General features: G+C 63.2%; 11 protein-coding genes. 8 read left to right on the top strand and 3 right to left on the bottom strand.

Translation table 11 applies throughout. From position 1 onward, the window contains the following. Nucleotides 1-30: 30 nt before the first annotated feature. The 4 genes from QBK88_RS16285 to QBK88_RS16270 all read left to right on the top strand — a co-directional run bounded on the left by QBK88_RS16285 (nucleotide 31) and on the right by QBK88_RS16270 (nucleotide 7,580). Complete coding sequence (locus QBK88_RS16285) at nucleotides 31-1,335, top strand: homoserine dehydrogenase (protein ID WP_277962843.1); 1,305 nt, start codon at nucleotides 31-33, stop codon at nucleotides 1,333-1,335. 122 nt (nucleotides 1,336-1,457) lie between these two features. Next, nucleotides 1,458-2,867 carry a threonine synthase gene (gene thrC, locus QBK88_RS16280; RefSeq protein WP_277962842.1) on the top strand — a complete coding sequence of 470 codons (1,410 nt, stop codon included), beginning with the start codon at nucleotides 1,458-1,460 and terminating at the stop codon, nucleotides 2,865-2,867. A 99-nt stretch (nucleotides 2,868-2,966) separates the two neighbouring features. Continuing rightward, entirely contained in the window at nucleotides 2,967-6,179 is a 3,213-nt protein-coding gene (locus tag QBK88_RS16275) for an ATP-binding protein (RefSeq protein WP_277962841.1), read from the top strand. 87 nt (nucleotides 6,180-6,266) lie between these two features. After that, nucleotides 6,267-7,580: an EAL domain-containing response regulator gene (locus QBK88_RS16270; RefSeq protein WP_277962840.1), complete on the top strand. Its 1,314-nt coding sequence runs from the start codon at nucleotides 6,267-6,269 to the stop codon at nucleotides 7,578-7,580. 38 nt (nucleotides 7,581-7,618) lie between these two features. Here QBK88_RS16270 and QBK88_RS16265 read toward each other — a convergent pair whose 3' ends face one another. Next, on the bottom strand, nucleotides 7,619-8,275 hold the full coding sequence (locus QBK88_RS16265) for a response regulator transcription factor (protein ID WP_277962839.1): 657 nt from the start codon (nucleotides 8,273-8,275) through the stop codon (nucleotides 7,619-7,621). A gap of 220 nt (nucleotides 8,276-8,495) precedes the next feature. Between QBK88_RS16265 and QBK88_RS16260 the strand changes: the two genes are divergently transcribed. After that, nucleotides 8,496-8,786 carry a DUF3509 domain-containing protein gene (locus QBK88_RS16260; protein WP_268145055.1) on the top strand — a complete coding sequence of 97 codons (291 nt, stop codon included), beginning with the start codon at nucleotides 8,496-8,498 and terminating at the stop codon, nucleotides 8,784-8,786. Between the two features lie 257 nt (nucleotides 8,787-9,043). On the opposite strand, the gene QBK88_RS16255 is transcribed toward QBK88_RS16260, so the two are convergent. Both QBK88_RS16255 and QBK88_RS16250 read right to left on the bottom strand, forming a co-directional pair. After that, the gene (locus QBK88_RS16255; protein ID WP_277962838.1) at nucleotides 9,044-9,481 is read right to left on the bottom strand and encodes a hypothetical protein; all 438 of its coding nucleotides are present in this window, start codon (nucleotides 9,479-9,481) and stop codon (nucleotides 9,044-9,046) included. A gap of 385 nt (nucleotides 9,482-9,866) precedes the next feature. Then, nucleotides 9,867-10,733 (bottom strand): TIGR02285 family protein, encoded by an 867-nt coding sequence (locus QBK88_RS16250; protein WP_277962837.1) that lies wholly within the window; start codon nucleotides 10,731-10,733, stop codon nucleotides 9,867-9,869. A gap of 140 nt (nucleotides 10,734-10,873) precedes the next feature. Here QBK88_RS16250 and QBK88_RS16245 point away from each other — a divergent pair, with 140 nt between their 5' ends. The 3 genes from QBK88_RS16245 to QBK88_RS16235 all read left to right on the top strand — a co-directional run bounded on the left by QBK88_RS16245 (nucleotide 10,874) and on the right by QBK88_RS16235 (nucleotide 14,364). After that, a complete protein-coding gene (locus QBK88_RS16245) occupies nucleotides 10,874-11,416 on the top strand; it encodes a YaeQ family protein (protein ID WP_277962836.1) in 543 nt (180 codons plus the stop codon). A 44-nt stretch (nucleotides 11,417-11,460) separates the two neighbouring features. After that, complete coding sequence (gene recJ / locus QBK88_RS16240) at nucleotides 11,461-13,170, top strand: single-stranded-DNA-specific exonuclease RecJ (protein ID WP_277962835.1); 1,710 nt, start codon at nucleotides 11,461-11,463, stop codon at nucleotides 13,168-13,170. Between the two features lie 87 nt (nucleotides 13,171-13,257). Next, the gene (locus tag QBK88_RS16235) at nucleotides 13,258-14,364 is read left to right on the top strand and encodes an NADH:flavin oxidoreductase/NADH oxidase (protein ID WP_277962834.1); all 1,107 of its coding nucleotides are present in this window, start codon (nucleotides 13,258-13,260) and stop codon (nucleotides 14,362-14,364) included.

Below are 14,364 nucleotides of genomic sequence, written 5' to 3'. Positions count from 1 at the left end.
CTGCGTCGGCCGTTTTATGGGGAGTTCAGAGTGAAACCGGTCAAAGTAGGCATCTGTGGGTTAGGTACCGTCGGTGGCGGCACCTTCAACGTACTTCAGCGCAACGCCGAGGAAATTGCCCGCCGTGCCGGGCGTGGTATCCAGGTGGCCCAGATTGCCATGCGTTCGCAGAACCCGAATTGCCAGATTACCGGTACCCCCATTACCAACGATGTCTTCGCAGTGGCCACCAACCCTGAGATCGACATCGTCATCGAATTGATCGGCGGCTACACCGTGGCCCGCGAACTGGTGCTCAAGGCCATCGAGAACGGCAAGCACGTGGTCACCGCCAACAAGGCGCTGATCGCCGTGCACGGCAACGAAATCTTCGCCAAGGCCCGGGAGAAGGGCGTGATCGTGGCGTTCGAAGCCGCCGTGGCCGGTGGCATTCCGGTGATCAAGGCCATTCGTGAAGGCCTGTCGGCCAACCGCATCAACTGGGTGGCCGGCATCATCAACGGCACCGGCAATTTCATCCTCACTGAAATGCGCGAGAAGGGCCGCACCTTCGAAGACGTGCTCGCCGAGGCACAAGCCCTGGGTTACGCCGAAGCCGACCCGACCTTCGACGTGGAAGGCATCGACGCGGCGCACAAGCTGACCATCCTGGCGTCCATCGCCTTCGGTATTCCGCTGCAGTTCGACAAGGCCTACACCGAAGGCATCACCCAGCTGACCACCGCTGACGTGAACTACGCCGAGGCCCTGGGTTACCGCATCAAGCACCTGGGCGTGGCCCGCAGCACCGCCGCCGGCATCGAACTGCGCGTGCACCCGACGCTGATCCCGGCCGACCGCCTGATCGCCAACGTGAATGGCGTGATGAACGCGGTGATGGTCAACGGCGACGCCGCTGGTTCAACCCTGTTCTACGGCGCCGGTGCCGGCATGGAGCCTACCGCTTCCTCGGTCATCGCCGACCTGGTGGACGTGGTTCGCGCCATGACCAGCGACCCGGAGAACCGCGTGCCGCACCTGGCCTTCCAGCCCGATTCGCTGTCGGCGCACCCGATTCTGCCGATCGACCAATGCGAAACCGCCTACTACCTGCGCATCCAGGCCAAGGACCACCCGGGCGTGCTCGCCCAGGTCGCCAGCATCCTGTCCGAGCGCGGTATCAACATCGAGTCGGCCCTGCAGAAGGAAGTCGAGGAACAGGACGGCCTGGTGCCCATGATCCTGCTGACCCACCGGGTGCAGGAACAGCGCATGAACGACGCCATCACGGCGCTTGAAGCGCTGGAAGGCGTGGTCGGCCAAGTGGTCCGCATCCGCGTCGAACACCTCAATTAACTGGGAGCGGCAAGCTGTAAACTGCAAGCGGCAAGCGAGGCACCGCACGTTCATGAATGTGCGCGTACCCACTTGCAGCTGGCAGCCTGAAGCTTGACGTTCAAACCAAAGGTTTGAAAAACATGCGCTATATCAGCACCCGCGGCAAAGCCCCGGCCCTGAATTTCGAAGACGTGCTGCTGGCTGGCCTGGCCAGTGACGGCGGCCTGTACGTGCCGGAAAACCTGCCACGTTTCACCGTGGAAGAAATCGCTTCGTGGGCCGGCCTGCCGTACCACGAGCTGGCGTTCCGCATCATGCGCCCGTTCGTCACGGGCAGCATTCCGGACGCCGACTTCAAGAAGATCCTCGAGGAAACCTACGGTGTGTTCGCCCACAACGCCGTGGCGCCGCTGCGCCAGCTCAACGGCAACGAGTGGGTGATGGAGCTGTTCCACGGCCCGACCCTGGCGTTCAAGGACTTCGCCCTGCAACTGCTCGGCCGCCTGCTGGACTACGTACTGGCCAAGCGCGGCGAGCGCGTGGTGATCATCGGCGCCACCAGTGGTGACACAGGCTCAGCCGCCATCGAAGGCTGCAAGCACTGCGAAAACGTCGACATCTTCATCCTGCACCCGCACCAGCGCGTATCGGAAGTGCAGCGTCGGCAGATGACCACGCTGTTCGGCGACAACATCCACAACATCGCTATCGAAGGCAACTTCGACGACTGCCAGGAAATGGTCAAGAACAGCTTCGCTGACCAGAGCTTCCTGAAGGGCACCCGCCTGGTCGCCGTGAACTCGATCAACTGGGCGCGGATCATGGCCCAGATCGTCTACTACTTCCACGCGGCCCTGCAACTGGGCGGCCCGGCGCGTTCGGTATCGTTCTCGGTGCCTACCGGCAACTTCGGCGACATCTTCGCCGGCTACCTGGCACGCAACATGGGCCTGCCGATCAACCAGCTGATCGTGGCCACCAACCGCAATGACATCCTGCACCGCTTCATGAGCGGCAACCAGTATGCCAAGGAAACCCTGCACGCCACTCTGTCGCCGTCCATGGACATCATGGTGTCGTCGAACTTCGAACGCCTGCTGTTCGACCTGCACGGCCGCAATGGCGCCGCCGTCGCCGAACTGATGGACACCTTCAAGCAAGGTGGCGGTTTCAGCGTCGAGCAAGAGCGCTGGACCGAAGCGCGCAAGCTGTTCGACTCCCTGGCGGTCAGCGACGAAGCCACCTGCGAGACCATCGCTGAAGTCTTCGCCCAGACCGGCGAAGTGCTGGACCCGCACACCGCCATCGGCGTCAAGGCCGCGCGCGAATGCCGCCGCAGCCTGGACATTCCCATGGTGGTGCTGGGCACCGCGCACCCGGTCAAGTTCCCTGACGCGGTGGTCAAGGCCGGCGTGGGCAAGGCGCTGGAGCTGCCCGCGCACCTGACCGACCTGCTCAGCCGTGAAGAAAAGTGCACCGTGCTGCCCAACGACCTGAAGGCCGTGCAAGCGTTCGTCAGCCAGCATGGCAACCGCGGCAAGCCGCTGTGACGGACTAGTCCTGCAACACTTAAAGCCCGTCTGCGACGGGCTTTATCTTTTCTACGTGTCAAACTTGACCCTGGGAAACAGGGTATCAAGGGCACGCGCATGAAGCACGCACACCACGCATCGAAACGCTGGCTGGCCGCCTGGCTGGCGTTGCTGTGCCTGGCGTCCTGTGGGCTGGCGCAGGCCGCCCAGAGCTTGCCCTTCACGCTGATGCCGGCCTTCACGCAATTGAGCCCCCTGGTACTGGCGCCCAGCGACCAGCAGTGGTTGCAGCGCCACGGGGTGCTCAGGGTCGGTGTATCGATCACCGACCACGAGCCGGTGGACATCACGGTCGACCGCAACCGTTACCGTGGCATCAGTGCCGACTACCTCAACCTGATCGCCAGCAGGCTTGGCGTTCCCTTGCAGATTCATGGCTTTGCCCGTCGCGAGGAAGCCGTGGACGCCTTGCAGAACCGCGAAATAGACATACTCACCAGTGCCAATGGTTTCGAGCGGCAGGTCCCCGGGCTTGCCTTCACCCGCGCCTACATGCCCGACGATGCGGTGCTGGTGGTGCGCGACACCGGAGCCGCGGCTACGCTGCCCGACGGTGGCAAGGTCGCGGTACTCGATGGTTACACAGACCTGGGGGTGCTGCACGACACGTACCCTGGCAACCAGATCGTGGTTGCGCCGAGCCTGGCCAGCGGGCTGGAGGCGGTGGCGCAGGGGGATGTGCAGGGTTTCATCGGCAATGAAGTGGTGGTGCGCGCCTACAGTGCCCTGCGACCATTCATGGGCCTGCGCATCGCCGACAGCGCCCGCTTGCCCGCGGCCGGCTTCGCCTTTGCCGTGCGCCGTGGCGACAGCCCCTTGCAGTCGATGCTCGACCGGGCGCTGGCCAGTATCGATGAACCCTTGCGCCGGGAGATTCTCGGGCGCTGGACCGCGGGGCTTGGGTCCGACATTGCCCAGCCGCGGGTGCAATTGAGCACCGATGAAGCGCAATGGCGACGAGAACACCCCAAGGTGCGGGTGATTGCCAGTGAATACCCGCCGTATCTGTACCGTGACCGCCAAGGCAACTGGGTGGGCCTCAACCGCGACGTGCTGGCCACCGTGTCGTCCATGACCGGCCTGCAGTTCGAGTTCGTCCCCTCGGGCTCCATCGCCCAGAACCTCCAGGCCCTGCGCAACGGCACCGCCGACATGAGCACCACGCTCTCGGAAAGCCCTGAGCGCAAGGCTTTCCTGGGCTTCAGCCATTCCTTCGGGGGGCAGGGCTGGGTGCTCGTGGTGCGCGGCAAGGGCGCTGCTGTCGCTTCGCTGGACGATCTGGCCGGGCGGGTGCTGGCATTGCCTCGCGAGCATGCGCTTGAGAGCGAACTGCGCCAGCAATACCCGCGCATCCGGCTGCGCCTGGTGGACACCTATGACCAGGCCCGGGACCTGGTGCGCAAGGGCGAGGCCGACGCCACGCTGGACAGCGAAGTCAGTGCCTGGCGTTCGGTGGCCCGCTACCCCCAGGGTGAACTCAAGGTGGGGCGCAGCATCGAGGGCGGCTGGGCGGCGGACCGTTTTGCGGTACGCCTGGCGGAACCGCAATTGCTCAGCATCCTCAACAAGTCCCTGGAAGCCTACCCGGTGGCCGAGTTGCGTGCCGTGAGAATCAAATGGCTGGGTGCGGTGGATGGTCCGGCGCCGGTGTGGCAGCGCATCGCGCCCTGGGTGTGGTGGGCGCTCGCCGCTGCCCTGTTGTTCGGCCTGGTGTCGCTGATGTGGAGCAGCCGCCTGAAAGCGCAGATCCTGCAGCGTGAACGGCTGGAAGCCGAACTGGTGAAGGCCCGTGAGGTAGCCGAGCAGGCCAGCCAGGCCAAGAGCGGTTTTCTGGCAACCATGAGCCATGAAATCCGTACCCCCATGGCGGCTATCATCGGCCTGCTGGAACTGGAGCGCGAGACCACGCGCCTGCGTGGGGGGGAGCCGTCGCGCGCCGTGGACGTCGCCTACCAGTCGGCCCGTGACCTGATCGCGCTGATCGGCGACAGCCTGGACCTGGCCAAGATCGAGTCCGGCAGCGTGCAACTGCTGCCGGAAGCCGTCGAGCTGAGGCCGTTCTTCGAAGCGCTCATCCAGTTGTTCGCTGCCCAGGCAGGCCAACGCGGGCTTGCCCTGGAGCTCAGCCTCGCCGCCGACGCCGAAGGTACCTATCGCTTCGACCCACTGCGCTTGCGCCAGGTGATGCACAACCTGCTCAGCAATGCGTTGAAGTTCACCCAGCAGGGCGGGGTCGGCATTGATGTACAGGCCCTGGCCGATGGCCAGTTGCAGGTGACAGTGCGCGACACTGGCGTGGGTATCGACAACGAGCAGCAGCGCCGGCTCTTCAAGCCATTCGTGCAGGTAGGTGGCCAACCGGACGGGCAGGGCACGGGGTTGGGCCTGAGCATCTGCAAGCAACTGGTCGGCCTCATGGGCGGGCAGATCGAGTTGAGCAGCGTGGTTGGCGAGGGCACCCAGGTGGTGTTGCTATTGCCCTTGCCACGCATGGCCGCCTTGCCTGAAACCGCGATAGCCCACACGCCGGCCGAAACACCGACGCGGGCGTTGCGGGTACTGGTGGTGGACGACCTGTCGGCCAACCGCCTGGTGGTGGGCCAGCAAGTCGCCTTTTTCGGCCACGCCGTGCACACGGCCAGCAGCGGCGAAGAGGCGTTGGCCTGGTGGCGCGACCACCCCGTGGACGTGGTCATCACCGACTGCCGCATGCCGGGCATGAGCGGCTATGCCCTGGCGCAGGCCATTCGCCGGGCAGAAGCCGAAGCGGGGCGGTTGCCGGTGCCGATCTTCGGCTGCAGCGCCAATGGCCAGGCACAGGAGGCCGAGCGCTGCCGTGAGGCGGGCATGAACCAGTTGCTGGTCAAACCCCTGGAGCTGCAAGCGCTGGGCCGGCTGCTGGCTAGCCTGGGTGTGCCGCCAGCCTTCGACATGGACACCTTGCGGCGCATGACCCAGGCCGATGGGCAGGTAATGCGCCGTATGCTCGAAGAACTGCTGCGCAACATCGCCCAGGAGCAGGAAGGGCTCGCCACCGCCGTGTCCAACGCCGACTGGTCGGCATTGCGGGCGTCGCTGCACCGGCTCAAAGGCGTGGCCTGCCTGATCGACGCCGGGCCCATGGCCAAGGCTTGTGCGGCCCTGGACGCCACTGCCCGGGCGCAAGCCCCGGCGCCACTGGGTGAGCAATGGCTTGCCCTGAAAGCGCGCCTGGACGCGTTAGCCCAGGATATTGCGCATCAACTTTGGGAAATGTCCTACTCAGAATAGGACTTGTCCTATGTGTCTCGCCTGTTACAAGGCCTAGAGTGTGCCGCAAGCGTCGCCACCCCAGTGGCGTGATTGAGAGATAGGCACATGCACGCACTGAAAGTCCTGATTCTTGAAGACAGCCCGTTCCAGCTGATGGCACTGCACCAGATGCTCAATGCCAGCGGGGTGTTCGACGTCTTGACCGCCGACACCGTCGAGGGTGCGCTGGGCTCGCTTGAGCGGCGCGGGCCGGTGGACGTGGCCATCTGCGACCTGCAACTGGAGGAAGGTGACGGGTTGCAGGTGATCCGCCACCTGGCGCGGTACCGGCAAGCGCGTGCGCTGATCATTCTTTCCAGCCTGGGGCGCGACCTGCTCGACGGCGTCGGGCAACTGGCTCGGCACCTGGGGCTGCAGGTGCTCGGCGTGCTGGAGAAACCCGCCAGCCCGGCGGTGCTGCATGAACTGCTGCAAGGCTATGACCGAAACGCCGAGCAGCGGGCCATGCCGCTGGTTGAGGTCGACGAACTGGTGGCGCTGGACGAACTCACGGTGGACCGCCTGCCGCAGTTGCTTGAACAGTGGCAGCCGTACTTTCAGCCCAAGGTGGCCCTGGACGGCCGGTTACTGGGCGTCGAGGCGTTGGTGCGCTGGGAGCATCCGGCTCTGGGGCTGTTGTCGCCGGCCAGCTTTCTGCCGTTGGTGAGCTACGCCGGTTTGCTGCCGCACCTCAGCTGGCACATGCTCGACTGCGCGCTGGCCTTGAGCGCGTCAGTGCGCGACGAACAGGGCGAGGCCTTGCCGGTAGCCGTCAACGTGCCCACCTCGCTGATCGAAAGCGAAGGGTTCGTGGAGCGGCTCAGGGGCTTGCTTCAGCCCCTGGGCCTGCCGGCGTCGGTATTGACCCTGGAGATCGTCGAAAGCCAGCAGGCCTGCACCAGCAGCGTGGCGCTGGAGGCTTTGCTGCGCCTGCGTTTGCTGGGCTGCGGGCTGGCCATCGATGATTTCGGCATGGGGGATTTCAACCTGCAACGGCTGCTGGCCCTGCCGTTTTCCGAGGTGAAGATACCCAGCCAGTTCGTGCGTGGCGTGGCCGAGGACGGCCGCAAGGCGGCAGTGGTGGCCGGTGCACTGATCATGGCTCGGCGCATGGGCCTGGCTGTGGTGGTGGAAGGCGTGGAAACCGCCAGTGACTTCCTGGCGCTGGAAACCCTGGGCCAGCCTGCACTGCAAGGCCATTACGTGGCCAGGCCCATGGCCGGCCCGGCATTGCGCACCTGGATGGGCACCCACGAGGCCAGCCAATGGCCCCGCCCCGGTGAGACCGGGGGAAGTTCGGAAACAGAACACCACAGTGTAGCTGCTGAACCGCGGCGGCTGCTTCCCGAGTTTCGCCCGGTCCCACAGGGGAATGAATGAGCTCCCGATCGGCCTCCGGATGGTTGGCTTCCGTGAAGTCAGGCCAGGCCATGTTCCTGAAGGTAGATGAACAGCGCCGCATCATTGGCCACCCCCAGCTTGCGCATGGCACTGACCTTCTGGGCGCTCACCGTCTGCTTGCTGCGGTTGAGCTGCTGGGCTATTTCGCCTACCGACAGGCCCCCGGCCAGCAGCCGGGTCACCTCCAGCTCCCTGGGTGACAGGGCTTCACGTTCGAACAGGCGGTCGGGCCGCGTTTCGCCCTCCTGCAGCAGTACCTGGCTCACCGACTCGGCGATGAACACCTTGTTGCGGCGCAGTTGCGCGATCGCCTGGGGCAGCTCGCTCACCAGGCTGGCCTTGCCCAGCACCCCGCGTACGCCGGCTTCGAGCATCGAGCGGAACAGGCCACCGTTGGTGAGCATGGTCACTACCAGGATCGGCAGCGTCGGCCAGCGCCGGTGAACCGTCTCCAACAGCCGCAGGCCGTCGTTCTGGTGCTCGGCGGGCATCATGAAATCGGTGATCAACAGATCGCACTCGCCTTCCTCCAGCCATTGGGTCAGTTGCGACGGCGTGCTGGCTTCACCCACCACCACCAGGTCAGGGTCCTGCTGCAGCACGGCGCGTAGCCCGATCCGAAAGATAGGGTGGTCGTCGGCGATCAGAATGCGCAAGGGCGGGGGGGTATTCACGATAGAGCTCCGTGTCGAGGGTGTCAGTCTGGCACATCCCGAGGCAATTACTTGCCCCCCATGCGCCCGGGGGGCTGGCTTTTTAGGTATTTCAACTGTCATATTCCACGGGCAAGCTGAAAACGCACCTTCACTCCCCGTCGGGCACGTTTAGAACTTTTTGCCCTTACGGCGGGTCATTGATAGACACCTTGATTTCGAACAACTGAGTGGTGATCGAATGGAAAATATCAACGAGTTGCTGACTGAAGCACTGACGCCCTACCACGTGGACGTGGTCGATGTGGGCGGCCCGCTTGAATGCCGGGTGATATTGCGCGATTCGACCGGCGCTCTGGTACTGGATCGGCACTTCAGCCGCCGCCAGTTCGCCGATACGCGTGCCTTGATCGACGTGGTCGACGGCCTGCACCGCGACCTGATGGTCGCCGAGGGGCGCCTGCAACCGTGCATGTTGGCGGCCATGGCGGCCAGCGCGCAAGCGCCTGTCGCTGGCGCGGTGATGAATTAGGGGAACCTTCAGCCTGCACCACGTTCACATCTGGTAAGGGCAGGGGGGCTGGCATTGTGCTCCGGTGCCTGCCACCTGTCGTACTGGCCCAGCAGTTGGGCCATGTTTGACCCCGGGTAGCCTCCCCACTGCCCGGGGTTTCTTTTTTTGCCTGCGATCAGCGTGCTTTATATTTTGAACCTTGAATGTTTGGGATGAGGCGGTAACGACAGCACCCGCTATCCTATTTTGAATGCTCATTCTCCAATGGTTTTTAATTAATCTTCTGGCGGGGCGAGTAAATCGTAGTTGAAGTTTCTAAGAAATTCTTCTGTTTCTTCGATGTTTGGTTGCACTTTTCCACTTTCTAAAGATAAATATTGTTTTAGGGCGGCATTAACTTTATTTTCAGTATTTAAAGGGAAGATTGCAAGCGTAAAATTCCCCTCCCAGAACGCCGGTTCGAAATATTCTCGCCATTTGTCTCGGCTGCAATCAGGGCCAGTATCCTGAAAAGGAAGATCAAAGAGAGTGTCCACGCATAATTCGATATTAGTGCCAGATGTGTTAAGTTTTTCGATTTCTAAATCATATGTCTTGGCAATGGTCTTGAAATCGATTTGTTTATCTGCAACGGGGTAACCTAAGTAATTTCCTAATTCTTTTTCTTCTTGGTACCAAAAAAACGAAAATACAAGATAGTCATAATTGAGCATTTTTTTATCTCCGATGTTTTGATTGCTTTCTATTGTTATTTACTTCCTTGTTTGGAGGTTTGCAAGGAAAATGTTTGTGCAGTATATGTAGGGGTGTACACGTATTTTTTCGTAAGTGATAGGGTTCATTAGGGAGCTCAGCTTTCTGCGTAAGTCTCAAGTGTTCTTAGGGTTGAGTTTCTCGACAGTACCCATAGTTGACCTAAGATCTGTATGAAAACAATATTTCAGGCGAACGAACCCCTGCAGGAACTGGCTTGCCAGTGAGCTTTTAAGCTCGCTGGCAAGCCGGCCCCGACAAAAAGGTGGCGGCCTGAAACATAGTTTTCACGCATAGCGTGATTCGCAGCTATCAATTCACCGTTGCAGGACTTTTAACACAAACCTAACGCACGACAGCCTCGGTAAAGAAACGCTGGGCGTCACGCAGGTAGTCCGCCCGGCTGGCCGGGTCCAGCCACTCGGCGTAATAGCCCGGCAGGGTGGTGGTACGCAGCCTGGCCAGCAATTGATTCAGGCGCTGGATCACCGCTCGGCCCTGGACGGTGTTGGTGCAGGCCACGTAGACGTTCTGGTAGCGCGGCACACCCAGTATCGGCAGGAATTCGAGGTCTTCCCCGGCGATCTGTTCCTGAGGCGCCAGGTACAACACTTCCGGCCAGTAGCCCAATACGCCGTCCAGCCTGCCCCGTTGCTGCATCTGCAGCAGGCTGGCCACGGCGTCGTTGCCGTGGTGGGCATTGATCGCTGCGGGCGGGGCGTCAGCCAATACCCGGTCAATGGCGCCGCCATAGCTGCGCTCCGCCACCCGGCCGACTTTGATGTTCGGGCTGGCCAGCAACGCTGGCAGGTCAAGGGCGCCGTGGTGCATGAAACCGTTGAAACCATGGCGGTCCTGATGACGGATGATCAGGCCATTGGTCAGGGTGGCGAACATGGGGATGGAGTACACCGCCGTCTGGCTGCGGTCGGCTGTCCACAGCAGTTCAGGGTCGCAACTGAGCGCTGGCTCCTGCAGCATCTGCAGGGCCCGTGCCCGGTTGACCCGGACCACGCTGTGGTCATGGTCCGGCAAGGCCTGCATCAGCAATGGCAGCACTCGGTCCACCGCGCCTTCGCCGGCGCGTGGTCCGGTTTCGATGGTCAGCGGTGGCAGGTCGCGCACCAGCCAGGTCAACGGTTCCCCCGCCCGGGCGACCAGCGGCAAGGCCAGGCACAGCAACAGCGTCAACACTCGGCGGCGACCTTCCATGATGCGGGCTCCGGAACAACTGAATGCAGTGTTTAGCACAGGTCTGCGCCTGTTCGGTAATGTTGTCGGCTATCGGCCTTAGTTGATTAGGCCACGATCGGTTAGACTGTGCGACTTTTCCTCGTAGCAAGAAGCCCCTCATGGCCCAGCCCTCCACGACCTACAAATTCGAACTCAACCTGACCGATCTCGACCGAGGGGTCTACGAAAGCGTCAAGCAGACCATTGCCCGTCACCCGTCCGAGACCGAAGAACGCATGGCCGTGCGCCTGCTGGCGTATGCCTTCTGGTACAACGAGCAGTTGTCGTTTGGCCGCGGCCTGTCCGATGTAGACGAAGCGGCGCTGTGGGAAAAAAGCCTGGATGACCGTGTGGTGCACTGGATCGAAGTGGGCCAGCCTGACGCCGACCGCCTGACCTGGTGCTCGCGCCGTACCGAGCGCACCAGCCTGCTGGCTTACGGCAGCCTGCGCGTGTGGCAGACCAAGGTGGTGGACGCGGTGAAGAACCTGAAGAACGTCAACATCGCCGCCGTGCCCCAGGAAGTCCTGGAAACACTGGCCAAGGACATGCCGCGCGCCATCAAGTGGGACGTGATGATCAGCGAAGGCACCGTTTTCGTCACCGACGACCGCGGCCAGCACGAAGTGCAACTGGAATGGCTGATGGGCGAGCGCGGCTGAGCCGTACCGCCCGTTCCGATTTTTGCCCCTGAATAAGAAGCCCCATGCGTATCGAACCGCGTCAACTGCCTGCCATCCTGCCGTTTCTCGGTGACCTTCCGCCCTTGCTCACCCGCTTGTACGCGGCGCGCGGGGTGCAGTCGGAGGCCGAGCTGGACAAGAGCCTGGCGCGGCTGATCCCGTATCAGCAGCTCAAAGGCATCGACGCGGCCGTGGACCTGCTGGTGCACGCCCTGGCCCAGCGCCAGCGGATCCTCATCGTTGGCGACTTCGATGCCGATGGCGCCACCGCCAGCAGTGTTGGCGTGCTGGGCCTGCGCCTGCTGGGCGCGGCCCATGTCGACTACCTGGTGCCCAACCGGTTCGAATACGGCTATGGCCTGACGCCGGAAATCGTCGCCGTGGCCCTGCAGCGCCAGCCCGACCTGCTGGTGACCGTGGACAACGGTATTTCCAGTGTCGACGGCGTGGCCGCTGCCAAGGCCGCGGGCCTCAAGGTACTGGTCACCGACCACCACTTGCCAGGCCCCGAATTGCCGGCCGCCGATGCCATCGTCAACCCCAACCAGCCCGGCTGCGAGTTTCCCAGCAAGTCCCTGGCCGGTGTCGGGGTGATTTTCTATGTGCTGATGGCCCTGCGCGCACGCCTGCGCAGCCTGGGCCATTACGACAGCAAGCCGCAGCCCAACATCGGCGAGCTGCTCGACCTGGTGGCTCTGGGCAGCGTCGCCGACGTGGTACCCCTGGACGCCAACAACCGCATTCTGGTGTACCAGGGCCTGGAGCGCATCCGTGCTGGCCGCGCCCGTCCGGGCCTCAAGGCGATTCTGGAGGTGGCCAAGCGCGACCACCGGCGCATCACCTCCACTGACCTGGGGTTCATCCTCGGCCCGCGCCTGAATGCTGCCGGCCGCCTGGATGACATGAGGCTGGGCATCGAATGCCTGCTCAGTGACGACATGGGCCTGGCCCAGGCCATGGCCGCGCAACTGGATGAGCTGAACCAGGACCGCAAGTCCATCGAGCAAGGCATGCAGCGCGAGGCCCTGGCCCAGCTCAAGGACTTGCCCCTGGAGGACATGCCGTTCGGCCTGTGCCTGTTCGACGCCGACTGGCACCAGGGTGTGATTGGTATCCTGGCCTCGCGGCTCAAGGAGCGCTACCACCGGCCCACCATTGCCTTTGCCGATGCGGGTGAAGGCATGCTCAAGGGCTCGGCGCGCTCGGTACCCGGTTTTCATATCCGCGATGCGCTGGACGCCGTGGCGGCGCGCCAGCCGCAACTGATCAGCAAGTTCGGTGGCCATGCCATGGCCGCAGGCCTGTCCCTGCCCGAAGCCAACTTCCCGGCGTTTGCCCAGGCCTTCGACGAAGAAGTACGCCGCCAGTTGCAGGAGGACGACCTCACCGGCCGCCTGCTGACCGACGGCAGCCTGGCCGTGGAAGAGTTTCACCTGGAACTGGCCCGCGCCCTGCGTCACGCCGGGCCCTGGGGCCAGCACTTCCCCGAGCCGCTGTTTCACGGCGTGTTCCAATTGGCCGAGCAGCGGGTGGTGGGCGAGCGGCACCTGAAGGTGGTACTCAAGAGCGAGTGCGGTTCGGTGAAGCTGGACGGCATTGCCTTTGGCGTCGACCGCGAGGTCTGGCCCAACCCTACCGTGCGCTGGGTGGAACTGGCCTACAAGCTGGACGTCAACGAGTTCCGTGGCCAGGAAACGGTGCAGTTGCTGATCGCCCACATGGAGCCGCGTTGAAATCACGCTGAACCCTGCCCAAGGTGAGGTTGTCGACTAGGCTCTAGACATTGTCTGCGCCCGACCCCAAGCCTTGAGAGGTGCCCCATGAGCGTGCTGCTTGAACCCTATACCCTGCGTCAACTGACACTGCCCAACCGTATCGCTGTCTCCCCCATGTGCCAGTACTCCAGTGTCGATGGCCTGGCCAACGACTGGCACCTGGTGCACCTGGGCAGCCGCGCCGTGGGCGGTGCTGGCCTGGTGTTCACCGAAGCCACCGCCGTGACCGCTGACGGCCGTATCACCCCTGAAGACCTGGGTCTGTGGAACGATGAGCAGATCGAGCCACTGCAACGCATTACTCGCTTCATCACCTCCCAGGGCGCCGTGCCGGCGATTCAATTGGCCCATGCGGGGCGCAAGGCGAGCACCTACCGCCCCTGGCTCGGCAAGTCCGGCAGTATTCCAGTGAATGAAGGTGGCTGGGTGCCGGTGGGGCCGTCGAAGATCGCGTTCGACCCTCGTCACACCGCGCCCACCGCGCTGGATGAAGGGCAGATCCAGGAAATCATCCTGGCGTTCGTCGAGGCGGCAAGAAGGGCACTGGAGGCCAACTTCAAGGTGGTGGAAGTGCATGCAGCCCATGGCTACCTGTTGCATCAGTTCCTGTCGCCGATCAGCAACCAGCGTCAGGACAGCTATGGTGGGTCGTTTGAAAACCGCATTCGCCTGACGCTGCAGGTCACCGAGGCGATTCGCACCGTCTGGCCCGAGGAATTGCCGGTGTTCGTGCGCGTGTCGGCTACCGACTGGGTCGAGGACGGCTGGAACCCGGATGAGACCGTTGAACTGGCGAAGCGCCTGAAGGCCCTGGGGGCGGACCTGGTGGATGTGTCGTCGGGCGGTACTGCGGCCAATGCCGAGATCCCGACTGGGCCGGGTTACCAGACCCGCTTCGCCGAGCGTGTGCGCAAGGAGGCGGGCATTGCCACGGGCACCGTCGGCATGATCACGGAACCTGCCCAGGCCGAGCACATATTGCGCACCTGCCAGGCCGACATCATCCTGCTGGCCCGCGAACTGCTGCGCGACCCCTACTGGCCGCTGCACGCCGACGACGACCTCAATGGCCGCCAGGCTACCTGGCCCGCCCAATACCAGCGCGCCACCCACCGCGACCAGCCGATCCACGAGTCAGACCTGCGCGATTGA

Origin of the sequence: Pseudomonas sp. RIT-To-2 (assembly GCF_029623465.1) — a bacterium.
GTDB classification, from domain to species: domain Bacteria; phylum Pseudomonadota; class Gammaproteobacteria; order Pseudomonadales; family Pseudomonadaceae; genus Aquipseudomonas; species Aquipseudomonas silvicola.
Note: the sequence above shows the minus strand (reverse complement) of the source record. Positions and strands in the feature narration are given on the sequence as shown.